The organism is Hafnia psychrotolerans, assembly GCF_014639435.1.
In the GTDB taxonomy this organism is placed as follows: domain Bacteria; phylum Pseudomonadota; class Gammaproteobacteria; order Enterobacterales; family Enterobacteriaceae; genus Ewingella; species Ewingella psychrotolerans.
The window spans coordinates 360,720-384,563 of sequence record NZ_BMFZ01000003.1 but is presented as its reverse complement, the minus strand read 5'-3'; the positions used below and the strand labels follow the sequence as shown (position 1 = coordinate 384,563).

Annotated in this window: 22 protein-coding genes and 1 riboswitch; of the genes, 10 read left to right on the top strand and 12 right to left on the bottom strand. The window is 49.4% G+C overall.

Annotation, left to right across the window (positions count from 1 at the left end; translation table 11 throughout):
- Positions 1-6 precede the first annotated feature (6 nt).
- Positions 7-205, bottom strand: a riboswitch (yybP-ykoY riboswitch).
- A 215-nt stretch (positions 206-420) separates the two neighbouring features.
- From IEV89_RS07615 to manX, 4 genes are all read right to left on the bottom strand, one after another.
- Positions 421-879, bottom strand: a complete 459-nt coding sequence (locus IEV89_RS07615; protein WP_188472103.1) for a DUF986 family protein — start codon at positions 877-879, stop codon at positions 421-423.
- Positions 880-1,021: 142 nt separating this feature from the next.
- Positions 1,022-1,879 (bottom strand): PTS mannose transporter subunit IID, encoded by an 858-nt coding sequence (locus IEV89_RS07610; protein WP_188472102.1) that lies wholly within the window; start codon positions 1,877-1,879, stop codon positions 1,022-1,024.
- An 11-nt stretch (positions 1,880-1,890) separates the two neighbouring features.
- The gene (locus IEV89_RS07605; RefSeq protein WP_188472100.1) at positions 1,891-2,691 is read right to left on the bottom strand and encodes a PTS mannose/fructose/sorbose transporter subunit IIC; all 801 of its coding nucleotides are present in this window, start codon (positions 2,689-2,691) and stop codon (positions 1,891-1,893) included.
- Between the two features lie 94 nt (positions 2,692-2,785).
- Entirely contained in the window at positions 2,786-3,757 is a 972-nt protein-coding gene (gene manX, locus IEV89_RS07600) for a PTS mannose transporter subunit IIAB (RefSeq protein ID WP_188472099.1), read from the bottom strand.
- A gap of 612 nt (positions 3,758-4,369) precedes the next feature.
- On the opposite strand from manX, the gene IEV89_RS07595 reads away from it, so the two are divergent.
- A complete protein-coding gene (locus tag IEV89_RS07595; protein WP_188472097.1) occupies positions 4,370-5,926 on the top strand; it encodes a TerC family protein in 1,557 nt (518 codons plus the stop codon).
- Between the two features lie 69 nt (positions 5,927-5,995).
- Here IEV89_RS07595 and IEV89_RS07590 read toward each other — a convergent pair whose 3' ends face one another.
- The 4 genes from IEV89_RS07590 to pabB form a co-directional block, all read right to left on the bottom strand.
- Positions 5,996-7,576: an EAL domain-containing protein gene (locus IEV89_RS07590; protein ID WP_188472095.1), complete on the bottom strand. Its 1,581-nt coding sequence runs from the start codon at positions 7,574-7,576 to the stop codon at positions 5,996-5,998.
- Positions 7,577-7,904: 328 nt separating this feature from the next.
- Positions 7,905-9,269 (bottom strand): L-serine ammonia-lyase, encoded by a 1,365-nt coding sequence (locus IEV89_RS07585; RefSeq protein WP_188472092.1) that lies wholly within the window; start codon positions 9,267-9,269, stop codon positions 7,905-7,907.
- Positions 9,270-9,473: 204 nt separating this feature from the next.
- Complete coding sequence (locus tag IEV89_RS07580; RefSeq protein ID WP_373283362.1) at positions 9,474-10,094, bottom strand: CoA pyrophosphatase; 621 nt, start codon at positions 10,092-10,094, stop codon at positions 9,474-9,476.
- 8 nt (positions 10,095-10,102) lie between these two features.
- Entirely contained in the window at positions 10,103-11,470 is a 1,368-nt protein-coding gene (gene pabB, locus IEV89_RS07575) for an aminodeoxychorismate synthase component 1 (protein WP_188472090.1), read from the bottom strand.
- Positions 11,471-11,679: 209 nt separating this feature from the next.
- Between pabB and IEV89_RS07570 the strand changes: the two genes are divergently transcribed.
- Complete coding sequence (locus IEV89_RS07570) at positions 11,680-11,859, top strand: YoaH family protein (RefSeq protein ID WP_188472088.1); 180 nt, start codon at positions 11,680-11,682, stop codon at positions 11,857-11,859.
- Positions 11,860-11,946: 87 nt separating this feature from the next.
- Here IEV89_RS07570 and purT read toward each other — a convergent pair whose 3' ends face one another.
- Positions 11,947-13,125: a formate-dependent phosphoribosylglycinamide formyltransferase gene (gene purT, locus IEV89_RS07565; protein WP_188472086.1), complete on the bottom strand. Its 1,179-nt coding sequence runs from the start codon at positions 13,123-13,125 to the stop codon at positions 11,947-11,949.
- A gap of 298 nt (positions 13,126-13,423) precedes the next feature.
- Between purT and dbpA the strand changes: the two genes are divergently transcribed.
- The 3 genes from dbpA (at position 13,424) to IEV89_RS07550 (ending at position 17,662) form a co-directional block, all read left to right on the top strand.
- The gene (gene dbpA / locus IEV89_RS07560; RefSeq protein WP_188472084.1) at positions 13,424-14,806 is read left to right on the top strand and encodes an ATP-dependent RNA helicase DbpA; all 1,383 of its coding nucleotides are present in this window, start codon (positions 13,424-13,426) and stop codon (positions 14,804-14,806) included.
- A 275-nt stretch (positions 14,807-15,081) separates the two neighbouring features.
- Entirely contained in the window at positions 15,082-15,447 is a 366-nt protein-coding gene (yebF, locus tag IEV89_RS07555) for a protein YebF (RefSeq protein ID WP_188472082.1), read from the top strand.
- Positions 15,448-15,604: 157 nt separating this feature from the next.
- Positions 15,605-17,662 (top strand): S9 family peptidase, encoded by a 2,058-nt coding sequence (locus IEV89_RS07550; RefSeq protein ID WP_188472079.1) that lies wholly within the window; start codon positions 15,605-15,607, stop codon positions 17,660-17,662.
- Between the two features lie 58 nt (positions 17,663-17,720).
- Here the strand turns inward: IEV89_RS07550 and exoX are convergent, their stop codons facing one another.
- Both exoX and IEV89_RS07540 read right to left on the bottom strand, forming a co-directional pair.
- Positions 17,721-18,383, bottom strand: a complete 663-nt coding sequence (exoX, locus tag IEV89_RS07545) for an exodeoxyribonuclease X (protein ID WP_188472077.1) — start codon at positions 18,381-18,383, stop codon at positions 17,721-17,723.
- Between the two features lie 25 nt (positions 18,384-18,408).
- Complete coding sequence (locus tag IEV89_RS07540; protein WP_188472075.1) at positions 18,409-19,170, bottom strand: carbon-nitrogen hydrolase family protein; 762 nt, start codon at positions 19,168-19,170, stop codon at positions 18,409-18,411.
- 525 nt (positions 19,171-19,695) lie between these two features.
- Here IEV89_RS07540 and pip point away from each other — a divergent pair.
- On the top strand, positions 19,696-20,649 hold the full coding sequence (gene pip / locus IEV89_RS07535) for a prolyl aminopeptidase (RefSeq protein WP_188472074.1): 954 nt from the start codon (positions 19,696-19,698) through the stop codon (positions 20,647-20,649).
- Positions 20,650-20,668: 19 nt separating this feature from the next.
- On the opposite strand, the gene IEV89_RS07530 is transcribed toward pip, so the two are convergent.
- Entirely contained in the window at positions 20,669-20,899 is a 231-nt protein-coding gene (locus tag IEV89_RS07530; protein WP_188472073.1) for a DNA polymerase III subunit theta, read from the bottom strand.
- Between the two features lie 424 nt (positions 20,900-21,323).
- Between IEV89_RS07530 and ftnA the strand changes: the two genes are divergently transcribed.
- The 4 genes from ftnA to IEV89_RS07510 all read left to right on the top strand — a co-directional run bounded on the left by ftnA (position 21,324) and on the right by IEV89_RS07510 (position 23,689).
- On the top strand, positions 21,324-21,830 hold the full coding sequence (ftnA, locus tag IEV89_RS07525; protein ID WP_188472071.1) for a non-heme ferritin: 507 nt from the start codon (positions 21,324-21,326) through the stop codon (positions 21,828-21,830).
- Positions 21,831-22,030: 200 nt separating this feature from the next.
- Positions 22,031-22,414: a copper homeostasis periplasmic binding protein CopC gene (gene copC / locus IEV89_RS07520; RefSeq protein WP_188472069.1), complete on the top strand. Its 384-nt coding sequence runs from the start codon at positions 22,031-22,033 to the stop codon at positions 22,412-22,414.
- Between the two features lie 3 nt (positions 22,415-22,417).
- Positions 22,418-23,302 carry a copper homeostasis membrane protein CopD gene (gene copD, locus IEV89_RS07515; protein WP_188472067.1) on the top strand — a complete coding sequence of 295 codons (885 nt, stop codon included), beginning with the start codon at positions 22,418-22,420 and terminating at the stop codon, positions 23,300-23,302.
- 48 nt (positions 23,303-23,350) lie between these two features.
- Entirely contained in the window at positions 23,351-23,689 is a 339-nt protein-coding gene (locus IEV89_RS07510) for a YebY family protein (protein ID WP_229746419.1), read from the top strand.
- The last annotated feature ends 155 nt before the right edge of the window (positions 23,690-23,844 follow it).

The following is a 23,844-nucleotide window of genomic DNA, read 5'->3' as shown; positions in this document are numbered from 1 at the left end:
GAGTGTAACCTCAGCCGGGTTTCCATATAAGCGAAGCACAACCCCCAACCTCACGGCGGTGCTACACGTCTATGGTCTCGCCAACCTCCTGGCTGCCCGCACCACGTTTTATTATTAAAACGAGCATGTTGATACGGGCGTCTTTACACACATTTCGCGCAGGGCAAATTGGTGAAAAACCGGCTACTCCCCAAATGACGGCGGAACCTTAACATGATATTTAAATTGATAACAACAACAAATAAATTGAGGTTTAGAATTTCATCAGACAATATTTTTCATTAAGTACACACATTAATCACATTAGTTAAATAATAAACCCACCGAATGTGGTTTTAATCAGTGATATTAATTTGTGGGCCAATGACATGAAGTAAATATAAGGCTATTAAATATAGCCCATTGCATGATTTATTTAATTTATTGATTTTCAACAATAAAATTATAAATGTTTTGCAAGTCATCGAGATTATTTACCCGGATTAATAATTTTCTTTGTTCCAGGTCAAACACTAAGATGCCATCTTCGGAAAGGTTCATCGCTTTGATGCGGTCATAGGTAATGAAGGCATTGGCGTAAAAAAAACCTGTGGCTTTAAACAACATTTTTGGCCAGCGGATGAAAGAAATATAGAATGCAATCAACGCCAGAGCGATTAATAAATAGTTAGTTATCGCAGTCCCATGAGCATTGATATTGTTGTAGAGCAAAATAAACAACAGACCGATGAAGATAATACAGTCCAATTTATTGCGACGGCGAAGATTAACCTTCAGGAGGGTAGCGCCTTTTTTCATCCCCATCAGAAATTCGTCGTAGATGGCATAAGCCAGAAGCAAAAGAGAAAAAAGGGCGAGGATGATATCGGTGACGGACATGAAACTTCTCCAGCGAACTTACCGGGCGTATGGCCGGCGGGACAACATAATAGCCCAATGACCAAGCCAAAATGGTATTACTTCACTCTACTTAAATGGCATAAAAAAACCGGGGGAGCTTGTCCCCCGGTTTTTGCTGCTATCAAAGACCCAGTAGGCCAATCCAGTAGCCGAAGATACCAATAGCAAAGAAGCCGATGATAATCCACAGGGCATTAACTTTACGGCGCAATAGCCACATACAGCCAAAGGTCAGCAATAGCGGGACCAGACCCGGCATTAACTGATCGAGGATCGTCTGTACTGTTGTCACTGTCGTATGGCCGGTTTGGTCGGTTATCCTCGAGACCACTAATGGAATATTGACGTGCGTCCATTTGTTAACCAAGGCCCCCATGACAAAGAGGCCAAGAATCGATGCCCCCTCGGTCAGCTTTTGCAGGAAACCACCGCCCATATCGTTAACGATATTGACGCCTTTGGTATAGCCATATGCCACGCCGTAATAACGAGTCAGCAGGCGTACCAGGTTAAATAGAATGAAGAACAGCAAAGGTCCGAGCAGGCTTCCGCTCATCGCGATACCGGCACCCAGTGCAGCGAAAACTGGTCGTACTGTACCCCAAAAGATTGGGTCACCGACACCTGCCAGCGGCCCCATAAGACCGACTTTCAGGCCATTGATTGCCGCATCATCAATGGGGGCACCATTGGCACGTTGTTCTTCCATCGCCAGCGTAACGCCAAGCACGGGGGCTGCCACGTAGGGATGGGTATTAAAGAACTCCAGGTGACGCTTGATAGCCGCTTTGCGTGCATCGTTATTTTCAGGATAGAGGCGACGGATCGCGGGCACCATACAATAACAGAAGCCCAATGCCTGCATACGCTCGAAGTTCCATGACCCCTGGAACAAATTGGAGCGCATAAACACACCACGGATATCACCCGGCGTCAGTTTTTTTTCTGGGGTTTGGCTAACTGCAGTTTGATCAACCATTTCTTTCACCCTTAATCCAATTCGTTATCGAGATCGTTAACACCCTGTGCAGGTCCCGCTGCGTTAGCAGACTTGTTGTACTTAGGACTCAACTGGATGTACAGGATTGCCATAACCACACCAATCACACCCAGAGCAACCAGGTTGAAGTTGGTGAAAGCAGCAGTAACGAAACCGAGGTAGAAGAATGGCATCAGATAGCCAGCGCGCATCATGTTGATGACCATCGCGTAACCGACAACCACAATCATGCCACCTGCGATGTTCAGACCATTCGTGACGACTGCAGGAATGGACGAAAGCATGACCTGAACAACTTCGGTACCGACGGAAACAGCCACGATGACAGCAGGAATAGCAATACGCATCGCCTGGAGGATCAGCGCCGAAACGTGGATCCAGGACAGCATACTTAAATTACCGCGTTCTGCCGCACTGTCTGCCGCATGCTGGAAAGCCACGGTGATAGTACGAACGATGATGGTAAGAACCTGGCCTGCTGCCGCCAGAGGGATGGCAAGGGCAATACCCGCACCCACTGACTGACCACCTGCGATAACCAGAATGGTTGAAATAATTGAGGCGAGGGCGGCATCGGGTGCCACGGCGGCCCCAATGTTCATCCAACCCAAAGCAATCATTTCCAACGTACCACCGATAATGATCCCGGTTTTCATATCGCCGAGAATGATACCGATTAAGGTACAGGCCACCAGCGGACGGTGGAATTGAAATTCATCCAAGATGGAGTCCATCCCGGAAATGCATGCAACAATAAATATCAGCACAATCTGTAGTGTGGTGATCTCCATTGCACTTCTCCTATGACCAAAAACGCTGAGTAAAATAAGCTCGTCAAAAACAGATAACGTTGAGGGAATCTGTTGTTTTAATTCGCTGAGTTTATTAATTCATCTTATTAATGAGATCCATCATCTTCAGGCGTGAGTCGGAAGAGACTTTTCGCACCTCAAGCTCAATACCCTTTGCATTCAATTGATTGAATGCTTCGATGTCTTTTTTATCGAGGGAAACGGCATTATTCACTTGAGTTTTACCCTGACGGAATGCCATACCGCCGATATTCACCGAAGTGATGTTGACTCCACCTTCAACAACGCGCAGAACGTCTGTTGGGTTAGTGAATAACAACATGACGCGATCGGCAGCATATTTGGGGTTGTTGTAGACGCGAATAGCTTTATCAACATCAACAACATGTGCTGTGACGCCCGGAGGGGCAACCTGAGTCAGCAATGTTTTACGCATGTGATCAGCCGCAACTTCATCACTCACAACAATAATACGATTCACGTTGGTTTCTTTGGTCCAGCGAGTCGCAACCTGACCATGTATCAAACGGTCATCAATACGGGCCAGACCAATTTTCATATGATCGTTTGGACCTAACGCTTTAGCGGGAGCGGCAGCTTTAGGTTTTGTAGCTGCGGGTTGAGTCACAGCGGCAGGCGCTTCAGGCTCAGGTGTTTTCAGGGCTTTGACACCGATACGTCCAGTTTCAACAGCGATGGCGACTAATTCTGCAAACGTGGGATTGTCATCGCGGGCCATGAAGGTTTCCGTCAACATAGGGATATTGACCCCGGTGACAACTTCATAGTTTTCTTTATCGATAACGATGCGGCTGGCGGCATTGAACGGACTCCCGCCCCAGGTATCCACCAGAAAAAGAACACCGCTACTGGTATCAAGTCCGCCCAGTTTTGCCGTATATTTCTCAATCAATGTTTCGGCATTTTCGCCGGGAACGAAATCAATAAAGGCGACGTTATCCTGTTCACCTAAAATCATTTCCGCCGTTTTCAGAAGCTGTTCAGCTGCTGACCCATGCGTGCCGATGATAATAGCAATACTCACTCGCTACCTCCTCTGTTAACCCATAAAGGGTTATGCACATTAGTGATGGTGCTGATGACATTCGCCGCTTTATATTCCTTCAGCGAACGCTTGCTGTCCTTACATAATGCTCTTTGAGTGGCTGGCTCAGAACTTCCTTGTGTGTAAAGTCTTACTTTCTGATAAACAATAAAAAGTTGTGTGGTAAAACCTCAACAGGTTGTACGACCCGATTTATTTTAGTCTGTGAAAAAATAAATTTTGTGACTTTGGTCTGCTATTGAAAGACCTGCAGTGAGTGCAGTAACACATTGCTGGTAAAAACAGCATAGGTGTTACAAAACGATGCTGCTTGTAAAAAAACACTCTTTTCCGGTTTAATAATTACTGATAGAGTGACTCTCCCAACAATTGAACAGGAGTACCGGGCCCCAGCCCTCCCTATGGACTGTCATCGACGTCACTTATCTTCTCTTTTCTCACCTCTTTTTTCCGACAATTTCACCTCTTCAGGTCGGGTTATCGTCGCATTGAAAACGCTCCCACTGATCTCCGCTGATCATCTTCCTCAGACAATGTCTGATAGGAACGTATTGCGTCGTCTTTCTCCTTCTACTCATAGCGAGGCCTGATATGGAATTTTTAATGGACCCGTCGATTTGGGTCGGTTTATTGACTTTGGTTGTACTTGAAATTGTCTTGGGCATCGACAATTTGGTGTTTATTGCCATCCTGGCCGACAAACTGCCACCGAAGCAGCGCGACAAAGCCCGTATCATCGGTTTGTCTCTTGCTCTGATCATGCGTCTTGGCCTGTTATCGCTTATTTCATGGATGGTCAAGCTGACGACACCGTTGTTTAGCATTGCGCAGTTCAGTTTCTCAGGTCGTGACCTCATTTTGCTTTTGGGGGGCATATTCCTGTTGTTCAAAGCCACGACTGAATTGCATGAGCGGTTGGAAGGGCAGGAAAGCCATGGGGGTCATAATCGTGGTTATGCCAGTTTTTGGTCAGTAGTGGCCCAGATTGTAGTGTTAGATGCTGTGTTCTCGCTCGATGCGGTGATAACCGCCGTCGGGATGGTGAATAATCTGGCGGTTATGATGACGGCGGTGGTGATCGCCATGGGGGTGATGCTATTGGCCTCCAAATCGCTGACGCGCTTTGTGAACAATCATCCGACCGTGGTCGTACTCTGTCTAAGCTTCTTGTTGATGATCGGCCTGAGTCTGATCGCAGAAGGTTTTGGCTTCCATATTCCGAAAGGATACCTGTACGCGGCCATTGGTTTCTCAATTCTGATTGAGTTATTTAATCAGATTGCCCGCAGAAACTTCCTTAAGAGTCAGTCAAACCGTCCTTTGCGTGAACGCACTGCAGAGGCTATTCAGCGGCTGATGGGCGGCAAGCGCCAGAATCAGGATGAGAACCATGCAGAGGAGTCTTCTCAGCGTGCGTCGGAGACCTTTGCCGAAGAAGAGCGTCATATGATAAGCGGTGTTCTGACCCTGGCCTCACGTTCTCTGCGCAGCATCATGACGCCGCGCACTGAGATCTCTTGGGTCGACAGTGAGCGCTCGCCGGCTGAGATTCGATTGCAACTACTGGACACACCTCATAGCTTATTCCCAATTTGCCGCCACTCGCTGGATGACGTAATTGGCGTCGTGCGTGCCAAAGATCTGCTGGTGGCATTGGAAAACGGTGAAAATATTGTGGCATTCGCGGAGAAAACGCCGCCGATTGTTGTGCCGGAAACCATGGATGTTATCAATCTACTGGCGGTATTGCGCAGAGCAAGAGGGCGTTTAGTGGTGGTGGGCAACGAGTTTGGCGTCATTCAGGGATTGGTCACACCGTTGGATGTTCTTGAGGCGATTGCCGGTGAGTTCCCTGATGAGGATGAAACTCCGGATCTGATCGTTGACGGTGATGGCTGGATTGCCAAGGGCGGTACTGATCTGCACTTATTGCAACAACTACTGGATACGGACGATCTGGTCAGCCCAACGGCTGATTATGCCTCTCTGGCCGGTTTCTTACTTGCTCAGTCAGGGCAGATGCCTGAGGCCGGAGAAATTATCTCCTTGCCACCGCTGACTTTTGAAATCATCGACGTATCGGAGTACCGCATTGACCGGGTTCGCATAACCAAAGCCAAAATGAACGAGTGGGATGAAGGTGAGTGAGCCTGATATCTCACGTGTTATCTAGTGCCTGCGGCGACTTCGGTCGCCGTTTTTTTATTCTAATCAGGTTCAGATCACTGGTGAAAAGGCATTCATTTCGTCTTTTTCATAGTGTTCGAGCCATGATGGAAAAATATCAATCGGCATCGGACGGGAAAAATAGTAGCCCTGTAAGGCATCAACTTTGCGCTTACGCATATAATCAGCCTGCTCCAGGGTCTCAACACCTTCGGCAATCAGCTTCACTTTCAGGCGTTGTGCGAGGGTGATTATGGTATCGGTGACGGTGGCATTGATGGCATCCGTTCCGATAGAGGCCGTAAAGGCCTGGTCGATCTTCAACACATCGGGAGTGAGGGTTTTCAGGTAGCTAAGTGAGCTATGCCCAGTGCCGAAATCATCAATTGCCAGCATAATCCCCATCTCTTTGAGTTCGCTGATCTGTTCGGTAGTCAGTTCCTGCAAGTGGGTGCGTTCAGTGAGCTCCAGCATCAGTGATAATCTGGGTTCTGCGGATAACCATAACTGACGAATATCATCGACGATCACCATCTCATTGAAGTGCTGCGCGGCAACGTTAATACTGATGTAGAAATCTGACCGGGCAGGGAACAATGCCAGTTTCTCAACGACTTGTTTGATCAGATAGCGGGTCAGGGGAATAATCAGGCCATGTTGTTCAGCCAATGGAATGAACACATCCGGTGATATCCACTCCTCCCGATGGTTTTTCCAGCGCATCAACGTTTCAATACCGACACAACGACCGTCTGCGCTGTTAATAATGGGCTGACAGTAGACCTGAAATTCCCGGTGAGAAATAGCTTGGCTGATAGGATAAGCAAGGCTGATGCGGCTGCCTGAAAGCAGGTAGATAGCAAAGGCGGTCAGCAGGCTGATGAGCAGTGACAGCGGCAGATGTGTGAGTAATTCACGCCAGGCAAGCGTAGATGCATCATCACCATAAATTGAAACAGAGAAGTCGTATATGCCCGAACGTGTGAAAACGATCGGGGTTTGAGTCATGTCAATGCGCGGCGTGATCTGGTTTTTGCCGTACTCCAGGCTTTTATCCAGGACGTTGAGCACAATACTTTGGGCATACGGTGGCTGAGGTTCAAGCAGAAAATTCGTCAACACGCCGATGTTATATACGAAAAGCAGCCCATTATCTTTATCTGAGCCATCAGGATGCCATAACACCAGTGTTGGGATGGAATCGGCCCCATGCGTTGAAGTGCGAAGCTGGAGATGGCTTGCGCCAAGAGCTAACTGGGGTAATAGCTGATTGAAATCATAACTCACGCTACCTATGAGACTGGAGCAGAGGATTTTGTCATCTCTGACCAGAGCAATAGCCCGCAGTGTCTGTAACAGCGACACCATCCGTTGCAGCGTGGGTTGCTGTGATAAACAATTTTGACCGGGCTGAATGAGTGGGGCGAAGGGGACGGCATTGGCAGGTTGTAACAAGGCTTCCAGTTTTTGAATCGTGTGGCGAGCAATACGTTGTTGGTCCTGACTGATCACCCGAGTTTGTTCATAGATGCGGATACCGAGCGTTAGAATGAGTGTAAGGAGTCCAATCGCTACAGCCAGCGCCAGGCGATAGTAGTGATATTTCGCGAACGAAATCTGGCTGAAAGGCATCGTATTAATCCTTGTATTTCGATGTTTTTCAAAAAAGTGACATCGTCACTTATATCCACTCTTAATTCTTGCTTTTACGGGTTATCACAGCCTATTGGTTTTATATTGACCAGAAAAGATGACGCAACCTCTGTGTTTCCCCAACAGGTCAGAATGCCGCAGCACTGAGGTCAAATGCAAGACCGGAAAATGAATTTTCCGGATAATACAGGGGCTTTTATAGAGATGACCTTAACCGCTACGTCACTGTATTAAACATTTTCTGCAGCAGGATCCCGATTCTGGTTATGGAAACGGGATCCTGCTGAGAGACTAGAAGTGCGACTCATTAGTCACATTGTACTTTGATAGCCAGTCCACCGCGTGAAGTTTCACGGTATTTGGCATTCATGTCCTTGCCCGTTTCGTACATGGTTTCGATAACTTTATCGAGTGAAACCCGTGGTTCACTCGTCCGGCGCAACGCCATACGCGCTGAGTTAATGGCCTTCACCGAAGCAATCGCGTTACGTTCAATACAGGGGACTTGCACCTGACCCGCAACGGGATCGCAGGTCAGTCCCAGATTGTGCTCCATACCAATCTCAGCGGCAATACAGACCTGAACCGGGCTTCCGCCCAGCAATTCGGCTAAACCTGCCGCCGCCATCGAGCATGCAACACCGACTTCTCCCTGGCAGCCAACTTCCGCACCGGAAATTGACGCATTCATTTTATAAAGAATGCCAATAGCCCCACAGGTCAGGAAATAGCGCAGATAAATGTCCGGGCTGACTGACTCTACGAATTGGTCGTAATAGGCTAGCACAGCCGGAACAATACCGCAGGCACCGTTAGTGGGTGCCGTTACCACCCGACCCCCTGCCGCATTTTCTTCATTTACTGCCAATGCAAACATATTGACCCAGTCAATCACGTTCATTGGATCATTGGACAGTTTGTCATTGGAGACTAGCATACGGCGCAGCGCTGAGGCACGGCGTGGAACACGCAGCGGTCCTGGCAATACGCCTTCGGTATTTAGACCACGATCGATACAGGCCTGCATGGTGCGCCAGATGGTTTCGAAATATTGTTCGATATCTTGCTTGCTGTGCTGTGCCAGCTCATTCTGCATCATCAGTGCTGACAGCGATAAACCGGTCTCTTTACATTTTGCCAGCATTTCACTGGCTGAATTGAAGGCGTAAGGCACGCTGACTTCATCAAGAACCGGCTGGCCGAAGTGTTCATCGTCGACGATAAATCCTCCGCCAACGGAATAATATGTTTTGCTGTAAAGCAGGGCATCACCGGCAAACGCGTGGATTTGCATTGCATTTTCATGCTTGGGTAGATTCTCACCACGGAATACCATACCGCTGTCATGCGGAAAATCGACTTCGTGATGCGTCTGACCTAAGGGCAAACGTTCGTGCTGCTCAACATCGCGAATAAAATGCGGAATGCCGTCAATATCTACCGTATCGGGTTTATTACCCGCCAGACCAAGAATGATGGCGATATCCGTGTGGTGGCCTTTACCGGTCAATGAAAGTGAACCATAAACATCTACCGCAACACGTGTCACGTCAGGCATCATGCCCTTTTCAAGCAAGTCATCAGCGAACTGTTTGCCGGCTTTCATGGGACCCAAAGTATGGGAACTGGAAGGGCCAATCCCGACCTTGAACATGTCGAAAACGCTAATCACGTCGAATACTCCTTTTTTGGGGGATGACACTGAAATCTGTGCCATGTACGGATATATTTACTGTGTAATTTGTAATTGATAGTGGATTATCGCAGTTTTACGCGTGACTTAACACACAGTCTAAAAGGGGTTGTGACGGAAAGTTGCTTTTTTCGCATGAAATAAATTAATTTGAATCAAAAATGTGACCAGCTTGTAACTATATTAGTCATAAATGCGTATGTCATCAGGTCGAATCTGTTCGGCGAGTCGCCGAATAATGGTAGCGGTCAGCCCCCAGACAAATTGCTGTTGATACCATGATAGGTAAATGCGGTGATGTGACCCACCACGGTGAATATCGAGTGGGTGATAGCGGGCCAAATTAAACGCCTCTTCAAGAGGGATCTCGAATAACTCCGCAACTTCATCTTGGCAGGGATGTAACGGCACATCCATCGGTAGCAGACCAATTACCGGTGTGACCTGAAATCCGCTGCTGCTATCGAGCGGTGCGAGAGTCCCTAATACATTGACGGCAGCGGGAGGGATCGCGACTTCTTCATGTGCTTCACGCAGTGCGGTATAAATCAGTGAGGGATCCGATGCATCAGCAGCACCGCCGGGGAAAGCGACTTGGCCGGCATGTTTGCGCAGAAAATCTGATCGGCGGGTCAGCAACAGCGTCGGTTGCTCGCGGCAGATAATCGGAATAAGCACCGCCGCATGGCGATGCCCGCACACCGCAAGCGGCGACGTCGGGGGTAACTGTAGCTGAAAGCGTTGGATAAACGCCAATACTGCTGGTGAGTAGCGTGATGGGGCCAGCGGCGTTTCGTTGCTAATCAAGGCTGCTACTCTTCTAATTGCGGTAAAATGCGGGCGATCTTATCGAAAGTTTCCTGATATTCGGCCTGCTCTTCGCTGTCGGCCACGATCCCACCTCCAGCCCAACAATAAATATTTCCACGCTCGGTCAGCAGAGTGCGGATGGTGATATTACTGTCCATGGTGCCGCAGCAACTGATATAAGCGATGCTCCCGCAGTAGGCGTTGCGACGGTGCGGTTCAAGCTCTTCGATAATTTGCATGGCGCGAATTTTAGGTGCGCCAGTAATTGAACCTCCGGGGAAGCAGGCACGTAACAGTTGGCTGGCGTGGCACTCTGGCGGTAATTGAGCCGTGATGGTACTGACCAGATGATGCACTGCGGGGAAAGGTTCAACGACAAACAGTTCAGGCACGCGCACGCTGCCAGGGGTCGCAACGCGCCCGAGATCATTACGCATCAAGTCAACAATCATGAGGTTTTCAGCGCGATCTTTTTCTGAAGCGGCAAGGCGCTGCGCCTGTCGGATATCAGCTTGAGGATCCTCCAGTCTTGGAAGCGTGCCTTTGATTGGCCGGGTTTCTACCTGGTGATCCTCCAGCCACAGGAATCGTTCTGGCGAAAAGCTCATAACCGTATTATCTTCCAGGCGAATAAATGCCGAGAAAGGCGCGCAGTTAGCCGCGTTCAGCCGGAGAAATGCCTGCCATTCATTCCCAGAGTAGCGGCTGGAAAAACGCTGTGCCAGATTGATTTGGTAGCAGTCACCGCTGTGCAGGTATGCTTGGATCTGACGGAATTTTTCGCCGTATTGTTCACGGTTCATGTTTGCCTGCCAGTCACTATTTAACTTAAATGCTTCGGGCTCAGTAGGGATTGAAAATCCTTCCAGCCAGTGTAGCCGCGCCTGAAGATCACCATGGCAAACCAGCGTCAGACGTTGTAAATGATGATCGGCCACCAATGCCCAATCATAAATCCCCACCGCCATGTCCGGTAAGTGAATATCCTGCCTGGCCATGACCGGCAGAGTTTCAATACGACGCCCAAGATCGTAGCCAAACAGGCCGAGTGCGCCGCCTAGAAACGGCAGGTCGGGATGAGGCTCAGCCTGTAAACCGCATTGCGCCAACTGCTGTTCCAGCAACATAAAAGGGTCATCTTCACTGAAGAGCGTGCCCTGCTGCGAGACGATTTCGGTTTTTGCTCCCCGCGTAGTCAGTTTAATCAGCGGATCGGCGACCAGGATATCAAATCGGTTATGCGCATGCTGCGCGGAACCGGAATGCAGGAGCATCGCCCATGGCTGTGAAGCGAGCGGTGCAAACCGCGTGAGCAGGGCGTCAGGCTGGTGATCCAGCGAATAAAATGTAATAGAATGAGCAGGTTGCATGGCAGACTTCACGATTCTGGATAATTGCAGGACAGGTTCTGATCCTAGCATAGATTTCTGCCGCATAGACCAGCGGAAGACGGGGTATACCTTGTATCCTGTACTCAAATGATTTTGGGTATATACTGTCCGGTCAATCATGTTGGTTGTGCTGAGATAGCGCAACTGCCATCCGAATTCATGAAATAACCCAGAAACAGGACACCCCCATGCTTGCAGGTATGCCTTCACTTTCACACAGCGAACAGGAACAGGCCGCCGACCGTATCCGTGAAATGATGGCGGGCGGAATGAGCAGTGGCGAAGCCATTGCCACAGTAGCAGAGGAAATTCGCTCAAAGCATAAAGGCGATCGTGTTACCGCTATTTTTGACGATGAAGACGAATAACCTACACACTTTCTGATTCTACATTCGTTATTTAAAAACGGGCCTTTTGCAGGCCCGTTTTTATGACATTGAGTCTGAGGTGAAAAATCAGCCTTTCACGATCACAGCAGCAGCAGCCAGCTTCGCTGTTTCAACCGCTTGCTCAACGCTGTCTCCAATGGACAACGCCACACCCAGACGGCGTTTACCGTTAATTTCCGGTTTGCCAAATAAACGCACCTGATTTGACCCTACTAGCGCATGTTCCAGCCCGCTAAACGAGACATTGTTGCTGCTCAGTTCTGGCAAGATGACGGCGGAGGCTGCCGGACCAAACTGGCGGATCAGTCCGATAGGCAATCCCAGGAAGGCACGGACATGCAGGGCGAATTCAGACAGATCCTGAGAAATCAGCGTCACCATTCCTGTGTCGTGTGGGCGCGGAGAGACTTCACTGAATATTACGTCATCGCCACAAATAAACAGTTCAACGCCAAACAACCCTTTACCGCCCAGAGCATTCACCACGTTGGCTGAGATCTCTTTGGCGCGCTGAAGTGCCAGTTCACTCATCTGCTGCGGTTGCCAGGATTCGCGATAGTCGCCATCTTCCTGGCGGTGACCGATAGGGGCACAGAAATGAATCCCGTCAATGGCGCTAATGGTCAACAGCGTAATTTCGAAATCAAATTTAACCAGTCCTTCGACGATCACCCGTCCGCCACCGGCACGACCGCCTTGCTGAGCGTACTCCCAGGCTTGCTGTAATGTCTCTTCGCTGCGGATCAGACTTTGGCCTTTACCGGATGAGCTCATCACCGGTTTAATGATGCATGGATATCCTATTTCATTGACTGCGGCACGAAATGAGGTTTCGTCATCGGCAAACTTGTAGGCTGAGGTCGGCAGTTGCAATGTTTCGGCGGCCAAACGACGAATACCTTCGCGGTTCATGGTCAGACGCGTCGCTTGCGCACATGGCACCACGTTGTGGCCCTGTTTTTCCAGCTCCACCAGCATACTGGTAGCGATAGCTTCGATTTCAGGCACGATGAAATCAGGACGCTCACTTTCGATGACTTGTTTCAGGGCTTCGCCGTCGAGCATATTGATCACATAGCTGCGATGAGCGACTTGCATCGCTGGCGCATCGGCATAGCGGTCAACGGCAATGACTTCCAGGCCAAGACGCTGGCATTCGATAGCCACTTCTTTACCCAGTTCGCCGGAGCCCAATAACATCACGCGAGTTGCGCCAGCGCGCAGTGCAGTACCGATGGTTAACATAGATTCGTACCCAGATCTGTGGTGGTGGAAAATGTGTACTGCCGCAGCGGTAAAGGTTGTTAAACGTCCGCTGGGCTGACATAGGTGGGCAGCAGTATATATGAAAACACTAACAACGAAAACGATTGCGCAGCATCCGGCAAGAGGCTGGGGCAAAATCCTGTACGGGTTTTTTTATGCGTCTGGCCCGGTGGATAAGGCAGTGAAGTCAGGTCTCTGTTATCCTTTATACCAAACCATGGCGTCATGTTTTCTGCCGCTGCCTCGAATTTTCTGCCTTATATAAAGAGTTATCGCCTTGAGCACGCATTCATTTTCTGTCCTGACGTTGCCCGCTGAGCAACTTTCTAACCTGTCTGAGCTGGGTTACGCCGAAATGACGCCGATTCAGGCCGCGTCGTTGCCCGCTATTCTGCAAGGGCAGGACGTCCGCGCAAAAGCCAAAACGGGCAGTGGCAAGACCGCTGCCTTCGGTATTGGCCTGTTAGATAAAATTATTGTCGGTCAATTTGTTACCCAGGCGCTGGTTCTCTGCCCGACTCGCGAACTGGCAGACCAGGTGAGTAAAGAGCTTCGTCGACTCGCCCGTTTCACCCAAAACATCAAAATTCTCACTTTATGCGGCGGCCAGTCTATCGGGCCACAGCTCGAATCGCTGGTGCATCCCGCACATATTATTGTTGGCACGCCAGGCCGTATTCAGGAGCACCTGCGTAAAGGCACGCTCAAGCTAGACCAACTGAAAGTGCTGGTCCTGGACGAAGCTGACCGCATGCTGGACATGGGTTTCAGTGAAGATATTGAAGATGTCGTGAGCTACGCGCCACAGGACCGCCAGACATTGCTGTTCTCGGCAACTTATCCGAGCGGCATTGAGCGCATTAGTAATAAATTCCAACGTCAGCCTTTGAACGTTGAAATCGAGGGTGAAGATGACATTGCGGACATCAAGCAAGTCTTTATCGAAACCGATCGTCACCAGCGTTTGACCCTGTTAACGGCTGTGCTTTATCAGCATCAGCCAGCCTCGTGTGTCGTGTTCTGTAACACCAAACGAGACTGTCAGGAAGTACATGAAGCGCTGGCGGGCAAAGGTATCAGTGCACTGTCGCTTAATGGCGATCTTGAACAGCGTGACCGCGATCGTGTACTGGTGCGTTTCTCCAACGGTAGCTGCCGCGTTCTGGTGGCGACCGACGTTGCGGCGCGCGGTCTCGATATCAAACAACTGAGTCTGGTGATTAACTACGAGTTGTCTTTTGATCCGGAAGTGCACGTTCACCGTGTTGGCCGTACCGGTCGTGCGGGCACCAGCGGCCTTGCGGTCAGCCTGGTTACGCCACAGGAAATGGTTCGCGTGCATGCGCTGGAAGACTACACCCACCAAACCGTGGTGTGGCAGCCAGTAGCGCAAGTACTGCCTGCCACACCGGTGGCACTGGATGCGGAAATGGCCACCCTATGTATCGACGGCGGCCGCAAAGCCAAAATCCGTCCGGGTGACATTCTGGGGGCATTGACCGGTGAAGCGGGGCTGACGGCGGCGGAAGTGGGTAAAATTGATATGTTCCCGATTCATGCCTATGTCGCCATCCGTCAGAAGAGCGCCAAAAAAGCGTTGCAGCGTTTGCAGGAAGGTAAGATTAAAGGCAAAAGCTGCAAGGCAATTATCTTACGCTAACCTACCATCATACTTGAATTTGTATGGGGGTTAGCGGTGCTTGTTAGCCCAAATCACCGGCCTGTATAAGCGTATTGGGGCTCATTTGTTTGCTGCCTTGATGCCCACTGCCATCATTTTGGACGTGGGCCAGATGTCCCGTCTTCATGTTAACGTTGTGTTATGTCCTTGTCCGGGATTATTATGTCATTGTTAATGATGGCCCTGCTCGTGATATGGATATTCACCCGTCCGGTGGTCACCAGGGATTGAAAATAGCGTTCAGGAGACGGTACATGAAAAAAGTAATAGTTGGCGCATTAATCGCAGTGGCTGGATTGAGTAGTGTGGTGCATATCGCGCAGGCGGCGGAAACTGAAAACAGAACCGCGACCATCGCGCCGTGTGGCAATGCCAGCAAAGATGAAATCGCGGCGCTGGTGAAACGTGATTTCCTGCAAAACCGTATTACCCGATGGGATGCGGATAAGAAGCTCCTTGGTACCTCAACACCTGTGGTATGGATCACACCTGCCAGTATTACCGGTGATAACGCAAAATGGATCGTTCCGGTAAAAGTCCGTGGTAATAACACTGACAAAACCTATCCGGTTACGCTTAATTGCCAACTGGGGGAAATAACCTACGGTAACCCGCAATAATCTACTCATTAAATAACACATCTGAGCGCCGCCATGGCCTTGCCTGTCGGCGCTTTTTGCATGCTTCGCATTCCCGCCACCTTCCCCTTACCGCTTGGTTTCCCTGCATAAACCTGTCACTCTGACAGTACAATCAAGAACATTGAGATAAGGCGAAATGATGACACCTCCGAAGGCTGAGAAACGGCCTAAAACGCTGACCATACATGGTGAAAACCGCATCGATGACTACTACTGGCTGCGCGATGATGACCGCACCGATGCCGATGTGCTGCACTATCTCACTGCCGAAAATACCTATACTGAACAGGCATTACAGCCACATCAAGCGCTGCGCGAAACCTTATATGAAGAGATGGTGGCGCGCATTGCCCAGCAGGATCACTCCGTGCCTTACGTAAAACGGGGCTTCCGCTACCAGACCCGTTACGAGCCAGGCAATGAATATGCCATTTACCTGCGCCAGCCCGCCGCCGAAAGTGAAGCGTGGTATACGCTGATTGATGGTAATGAACGGGCCCGCGACAGTGAGTTTTATACGCTCGGTGGGCTGGATATCAGCCCGGATAATCAGCGCATGGCGGTGGCGGAAGACTTTCTCTCCCGGCGTCAGTACGACATACGCATCAAAAACCTGGCGGATGACAGTTGGGCCGATGATGTGCTGAAAAACACCTCGGGTAGCAGTGAGTGGGCTAATGACTCACAAACGTTGTACTACGTGCGTAAGCACAAGAAAACCCTGCTGCCTTACCAGGTCTATCGTCATACTGTTGGCTCTCACCCTAAAACTGACCAGCTAGTGTATGAAGAGAAGGATGATACGTTCTATGTTGGGTTGGATAAAACGACCTCAGAAAAGTACATCCTGATCCACCTAGACAGCACGACGACATCAGAAGTTCTCCTGTTGGATGCCAACGATTCGCAGGCTATCCCACAGGTGTTCCTGACGCGACGTAAAGATCATGAATATGCACTGGACCATTATCAGGGGCATTTTTATATCCGCTCCAACCGGGATATCAAAACGAGTAAAGACGGCCAAAATTTTGGGCTCTACAAAAGTGCAGACAACGCGGAGGCTGGATGGCAGACGCTGATCGCGCCGCGTGATGCGGTGATGCTCGAAGGTTTCAGCCTGTTCCGAGACTGGCTGGTGGTGGAGGAGCGCGAGCAGGGGCTGACCCATTTGCGGCAGATTCATTGGCAGACCGGTGAAGAGAAATCACTGGCCTTCGATGACCCGACGTATGTGACCTGGCTGGCCTATAATCCTGAGCCCGATACCTCACTATTGCGCTACGGTTACTCATCAATGACCACGCCAAGTTCATTATTCGAACTGAATCTGGATACCGGCAACCGTACGCTGCTCAAGCAGCAGGAAGTGAAAAATTTTGATGCGGCGAACTACAGCAGCGAACGCGTTTGGGTTGACGCGCGCGACGGTGTAAAAGTGCCGGTTTCGCTGGTATATCGGCGTGATTTATTCAAAGCCAGCGGTAATCCGCTGATGATTTACGGCTACGGTTCTTATGGCAGCAGTATGGATCCTGCCTTCAGCGGCAGCCGTCTGAGCCTGCTTGATCGTGGTTTTGTCTTTGCTTTGGCGCATATTCGCGGCGGTGCTGAACTTGGCCAGCAGTGGTATGAAGACGGCAAACTGCTCAACAAAATGAATACCTTCCACGATTTTATCGACGTGACTAAAACGCTGGTGGAGAAGGGATATGGTAATGCCGGCCAGGTGTATGCGATGGGCGGCAGCGCCGGGGGCTTACTGATGGGCGCGGTGATCAATCAGGCACCAGAACTTTATCGAGGCATTGTGGCGCAGGTACCGTTTGTTGACGTGGTGACCACCATGCTTGATGAGTCCATCCCGCTGACTACCGGAGAATATGATGAATGGGGTAATCCTAACGAGAAAGCCTTCTATGATTATATTCTGCAATACAGCCCATATGATCAGGTCAAAGCGCAGGATTATCCGCACATGTTGATCACCACCGGTTTGCATGACTCTCAGGTGCAATACTGGGAACCGGCCAAGTGGGTGGCTAAGCTACGAGATGTGAAAACGAATGACAATCAGCTGTTGATGTATACTGACATGGATTCAGGGCACGGCGGAAAATCAGGGCGTTTCAAGGCTTACGAAGATATTGCACTTGAGTATGCTTTCGTGCTGGCTCTGGCGGCGAATAAGTAGCTCATTATGATGCTGGCAGCTTTCATGTTGTTATGATGGCTGCCTTATTAAAGACGTTCTACTTTGATAAATAATGTCCGATGCTGAAACGCATATCCCCACTTAAGTCTTTGATGGATTTCAACATCCAGCGCAGATAGTCTGGATCCTGCTCTGCGATATCTTCAATTTTCTGCCCGCGGTATTTGCCAAATTTCAATGTATGCAATAAAACAGGGCGGTTACTGATCTCCACCATTTGCTCAGCGGTCCATCCCGAATCGGCGATAATTCTTTGCAACAATGCTGCGGTGACATAACAGTCATACAACGCTCGATGTGGGTACAAGCCTTCAGGTAAGGTGACATCGAGATTCAGCGCATAGCGCAAATACTGATTGCTGTAGCGAATATTCGGATAAAGCGCCCGTGCCAGTTTCACCGTACAAATCCATTCGCCATGCATCTCCGGCAGCACGCCGCGATCGAAAGCAGCATTATGCGCAACGTAATACGGGCTGCCGTGATATTTACCTATGGCGGAGGCGATGCGCGGTTTGCCATCCACCATCTCTTCGGTGATGTGGTGGATAGCCATCGCATCTATACTGATAGGGCGGTCAGGACTGATGAGATCGCTCATCGGGTTTACAATACCACCGTCAATCAAATCGACAGTCGCAATTTCAACAATGCCGCCATCAAGGCCGCAGGTTTCAGTATCAATAACCCGGAATGTCATACCTGATATCTCCTTCTGGCCGGCATTATACTGCCAGCGTTAAGCGATGTATTTCTCCCAACCAGCCTGCGTCACTTCTTCGGGCAATAGCCAAGGCATCGCCGCTGTCAGGTGCTGCAACAATCCTATGACCCGTCTCATCCCAGATAGCGCTTTGACCCGCTGGCTCCCAGCCACCCGTGGGTGCGCAATGATTCGCTAACATCACAACCATGCGGTGCTTTTCAGCATAACGTTGCAACATGCTGCTTTCCAATGGGTAGCTTTTTTTCGTGATGAGAACACCGGCTGCGTACAGGGTCGCGCCACAGTCGGCGGCATGCTGTGGGTGAGAGTCAGAAAGAATATCGGCACAAATCGCCAGACCAATCTGATGCTGCTGCACCTGCAACAAAGGGCCGCCTTGGCCAGCGGTAAAGATAACCGCTTCCTGGCCATGTAAATGTTGCTTGGTGTAGGAATAAAGCGTGCCATCAGGCGCGAAAACAATTGCACCTATATACAAGGCGTCAGCATCGCTTGATCGCAGCGGTGCGCCGCACACCAACATCATTTGATGTTTGATCGCGCTTTCACGAAGGTCAGCCAGACGCGAGTCCTGAAGTGTTATGGCCAGCTGGTCAGCCAATTGCGGTTCATAACCCGTGAGAGACAGCTCAGGAAATAGCAAAAAATTGACGTTATGCATAGCTGCCTGCTCTGCGGTTTGCAGATGGCGCTGAATATTGTCTTCAATATTACCGGCGGCACAGCGTAGTTGAGCAGCCGCAATAATCATGTCATTCATGGCCTTTTCCTCTTGCCCAAGGGTAAAAACTAAACAAAAAAACCCGCTATAAGCGGGTTTGTCTCAATACGAAGCGCAAAGTCTGCAGATCAAACGTTACGCAGTTGCCTTTTTGGCTTTCTTTTCAGCTTTTTTCTCAGCTGGAGTTTTCAACGGCTTCTTCTTCGCATTCTTTTTGCTATCCATTCCTTTACTCATGATTGCCTCTCTAAAACCAATGGATTGGGTTGCTCACCTATTTACTGCTAAATTCCGTAAACATGCAAGAGATGTCGGGTGAGTTTCGCACAATGAATTGTTTCTATGCGAATTATTGTTCTACGTGCGTATTCTGGCGATGTATTTTTCAGCACTGACTTCATCTCATTGCAACAGTTTGCGTGATTACTGCACGATCAATCGGGAAAATCCCTTTTTTATTTGTTAACAACCTGTTGTTGATTGACCGCCCCGGTACTATGCGCTGTTATGGCTATAAGTGAACAATCGATTCGACACTCTGAAAAATTAATCACAGGAAGGGTCATGACAAAATTCAAAGGGTTATATCCCCCAAGAGAGGCGTACGCCAGCGGAATGTTGGATACTGGCGACGGTCATCAAATTTATTGGGAACGCAGCGGAAATCCGCACGGAAAGCCGGCTGTTTTTATCCATGGCGGACCGGGTGGTGGTTGTTCAGCGGTGCACCGTCAGCTGTTTGACCCGAATGACTATGACGTCATGCTGTTTGATCAGCGAGGTTGCGGACGTTCTAAGCCTCACGCTAGTCTGGATAACAATACGACATGGCATCTGGTCGATGATATTGAACGATTGCGCCAGATAGTGGGTGCGGAAAAGTGGCTGGTATTTGGGGGGTCGTGGGGGGCAACACTAGCGCTTGCCTATGCGCAAACGCATCCTGAGCACGTCAGCGAAATGGTTTTGCGTGGCATTTTCACGCTGAGAAAGCAGGAGCTGGACTGGTATTATCAGGAAGGCGCCTCACGTTTCTTTCCGGACAAATGGCAACGCATGATCTCGATCCTTTCAGACCTGGAACGTCAGGACATCATGGCCGCCTATCGCCTGCGTCTTACTTCACCAGACCGAGCGGTTCAACTACAAGCGGCAAAAATATGGAGTCTGTGGGAAGGGGAGACGGTGACGCTGTTACCGACCGAGGATGCCGCTTCATTTGGTGAGGATGAATTTGCGCTGGCCTTTGCACGCATCGAAAATCATTACTTCACGCATATGGGCTTTATGGACAGTGACGACCAGTTGCTGCAAAACGTTACACGTATCCGACATATTCCTGCGGTGATTGTCCATGGGCGCTACGACATGGCCTGTCAAGTACAAAATGCCTGGGACCTTGCGCAGGCGTGGCCCGAAGCAGAATTACATATCATCGAAGGTGCGGGGCACTCGTTCGATGAGCCTGAGATCCTCGACCAGCTCATCCGGGCCAATCAGCGGTTTGCCCAAGGCTAGAGGCTCGGTTAAACACCGATTATTTTTGTTTAGGTTCGTACGGCAGTCGGGAAAACTGGTGGGACAACGCGCGGTAATGCGCGACACGCTCACGGAAATAGTCCCGCAGGGATTCAGGCTGCTCGCGTTCGATCATTTCGGCCACCACGGGCATGTTGTAGCGTTCTTTAAATGCCACGGCTGAAGCCGCAAGATCAATGTTAATCTTGTCCATCTCTTCTTTTGTTAGTTTTGCCAGATTACTGCTCATTATGCTTTCCCGAGGTCTCTGTTACCGTGTATCGGATCAGCATGTATTGTACCCGACCCTGTGTGCTGGGTGAATGCCGGTGCCGAGGTTTTACTCTCATGACGCAGTTCATATGGAATGAGAAACACTTTGTTTTGATAATGATAACCATTCCAAGAATGGTTAGTTAATTCTCTACAGCATTCTTGATAATAAACAATGTAAGGAACAAGAATGATTCTCTTTTATATTAACTACACTCTGTGAATAGTTCTCAATAAGATTTGATTTTTTTATTAAGTCGAACAATAACAATAGGTTGTAATTATGTGTTATTTAATTTCACCTATGTGTGAAACGGCTGTTTTTATTTTGTTGGATGATCGGCATAATACTTAAAATAAAAAATTCATCCTGCTATTTACGCCGATTTTATGGAGATATCATGCTAAAAAAAGAAATGATTGATCAGCTTAACGAACAGCTGAACCTCGAGTTTTATTCTGCCAACTTATATCTGCAAATGAGTGCATGGTGTAGTGATAAGGGGTTCGAAGGTGCTGCTGCCTTCCTGATGAAACACTCTCAGGAAGAGATGGGCCACATGCATCGCCTGTTTAAATATGTGAGCGACACCGGCGCATTGCCGTTGCTGGGCGCCATTGCTGCGCCGCCAGTAGAATTCGATTCTCTGTCTGACTTGTTCCAGCAGACGTATGAACATGAGCAGCACATCACTAATAAAATCAATGAACTTGCCGATTTGGCGATGACAATAAAAGATTATTCCTCCTTCAACTTCCTGCAGTGGTATGTTGCCGAGCAACATGAAGAGGAAACGCTGTTCAAATCCGTACTCGATAAACTCGGCTTGGTCAGCAATACTGGCAACGGTCTGTTCTTCGTGGATAAAGATCTTAAAACGATGGCCGCTCAGATGCCTGTTGCCTGATAACCTGAATTGAACAGTAAACCGTAGTGTATCTGGGGTGATTAACGTCAGATGGCTGCGGTTTTTTTTATTAAACGTACCAAACGCGACGCGCATCTAGATAATCCTTTTTAACAGCTTAAATTTGACAGACTCACAGGGCTACTTTGCGCTAAAGTTGTGGGGATAAAATCCCGCAACCGGAAAGCTAAGGAAAAATTGTGTCACCAAAATCCTCTTCTCTGTGCCGTGTTCTGGCAACCTCCACCGTTCTTATTGCAGGGTTGATGTCGCCACAGGCTTTCGCCCATGCGCATCTAAAAACGGAGACACCTGCAGCGGACACCATCCTCAAAACTTCGCCGACTGAACTCTCTTTAGGTTTCAGTGAGGGGATCGAGCCTAATTTCAGTAAAGTCACCCTAACGGGCCCAAATAAAAAAGCGGTTTCGACCGGCGCACTCGTGCTTGCTGCTAATGACAACACTCAGGCCATTGTGCCACTGACTTCCGCACTCAGTTCAGGAGAATATAGCGTGTCATGGCAAGTCGTTTCCGTCGATGGTCACAAAACTAAAGGGCAGTACAGTTTCACTGTGCAGTAAGCGATGACTCTGGCCACTCTGTTTATCCTGTGTCGTTTTATTCACTTTGCTTCGTTGATGCAGATTTTTGGTATCAGCGTCATGGTGACAATACTCGCCCCCAGAGCTTTCGCTGTCAGTTTGCTTTGCCAGAATGAACGCCTGCTGACACTCTCCGCAGGTCTGGCAACATTGACATCGGTTAGCATGTTGGCGATTCAGGCTGGCCTGATGGGCAACGGCTGGCAAGACTGCCTGAATCTCAATGTTTGGTTGTTGGTGCTTACCACAACCTTTGGCGAGGTTTGGCGGTGGCATCTGTTACTGACGGCCGTGGTGGTGCTGGTTTGTCTGATGCACTGGCTCCCCGGGCGTGCGGTCATGCTTTTGCTGGCCAGCACCGCGCTTTTATCGAGCCTGGCATTCGTTGGACATGCGGCTATGCATGAAGGCCTGCTAGGCATTGTCCAGCGAAGCAACCATGCCATTCATCTGCTCAGTGCCGCTTATTGGTTTGGCAGCCTGATACCGCTGTTGTGGTGTTTGCACAATGCGGAATACCAGGAAAGACGTCCTTATGCGATCACCACATTGATCCGTTTTTCGACCTGCGGGCATGTTGCTGTGGGACTCGTGATCATCACCGGTCTGCTTAATGTTGCCATCATATTGCAGCGTTGGCCGACGGATTTGTCGTCCCTTTATCAGTTGCTGTTGTTGGGTAAAATTGTGCTGGTAGCCTGTATGGCTGGCATCGCGCTTTACAACCGTTATCGGTTAGTTCCGCTAATGAGACTTAATCCTCAACTAGGACACCGACGTTTGGTTGCCGCGAGCTGGATTGAAATAGGGCTATCACTGGTTGTCTTGTTGCTGGTGAGTTGGTTTGCCACGCTGGCACCGCGTTAAATACCTGACACATTTTCACCCGTAATTTTGAAATAAAATTAAGGAATAATCATGAAAAAATCACTCCTTGTCTGCTTGCTGATGACACTCTCAGCCAGTAGTTTGGCTGCCCCAGAACTGGCAACGGTGACCCGCCAGCAGTATGGCAAAGACTGGGCATTCACCCGTGAAGAAGTCATGCTGCAATGCCGTCCAGGCAAAGCGCTGTTTGTGATTAATGACAGTACACTGGCCCAGTATCCGTTAAATGATGTGGCGAGAGAGCAAGTGAAAGCCGGGCAGGTTCAGGCCGTCCCGTTGGATAAAATTCTGCTAGATGACCCCAAAAAACCAGGGCAGAAAATGAGCCTTACACCTTTTATCACTAAAGCTGAAACGCTATGTTGAAAGGCAAACCAAAGCTGATGCTTTGTTATTAATGCAATACTTTGAGATTGTTGTCACAAAGCTAAATTAATTTAGTGTTGTGATTATCACTTAGTTGCAATTTGGTTGGAAAATAACCAACACTCAACTACGCTTTAAGTTGTACGGCTTAACCG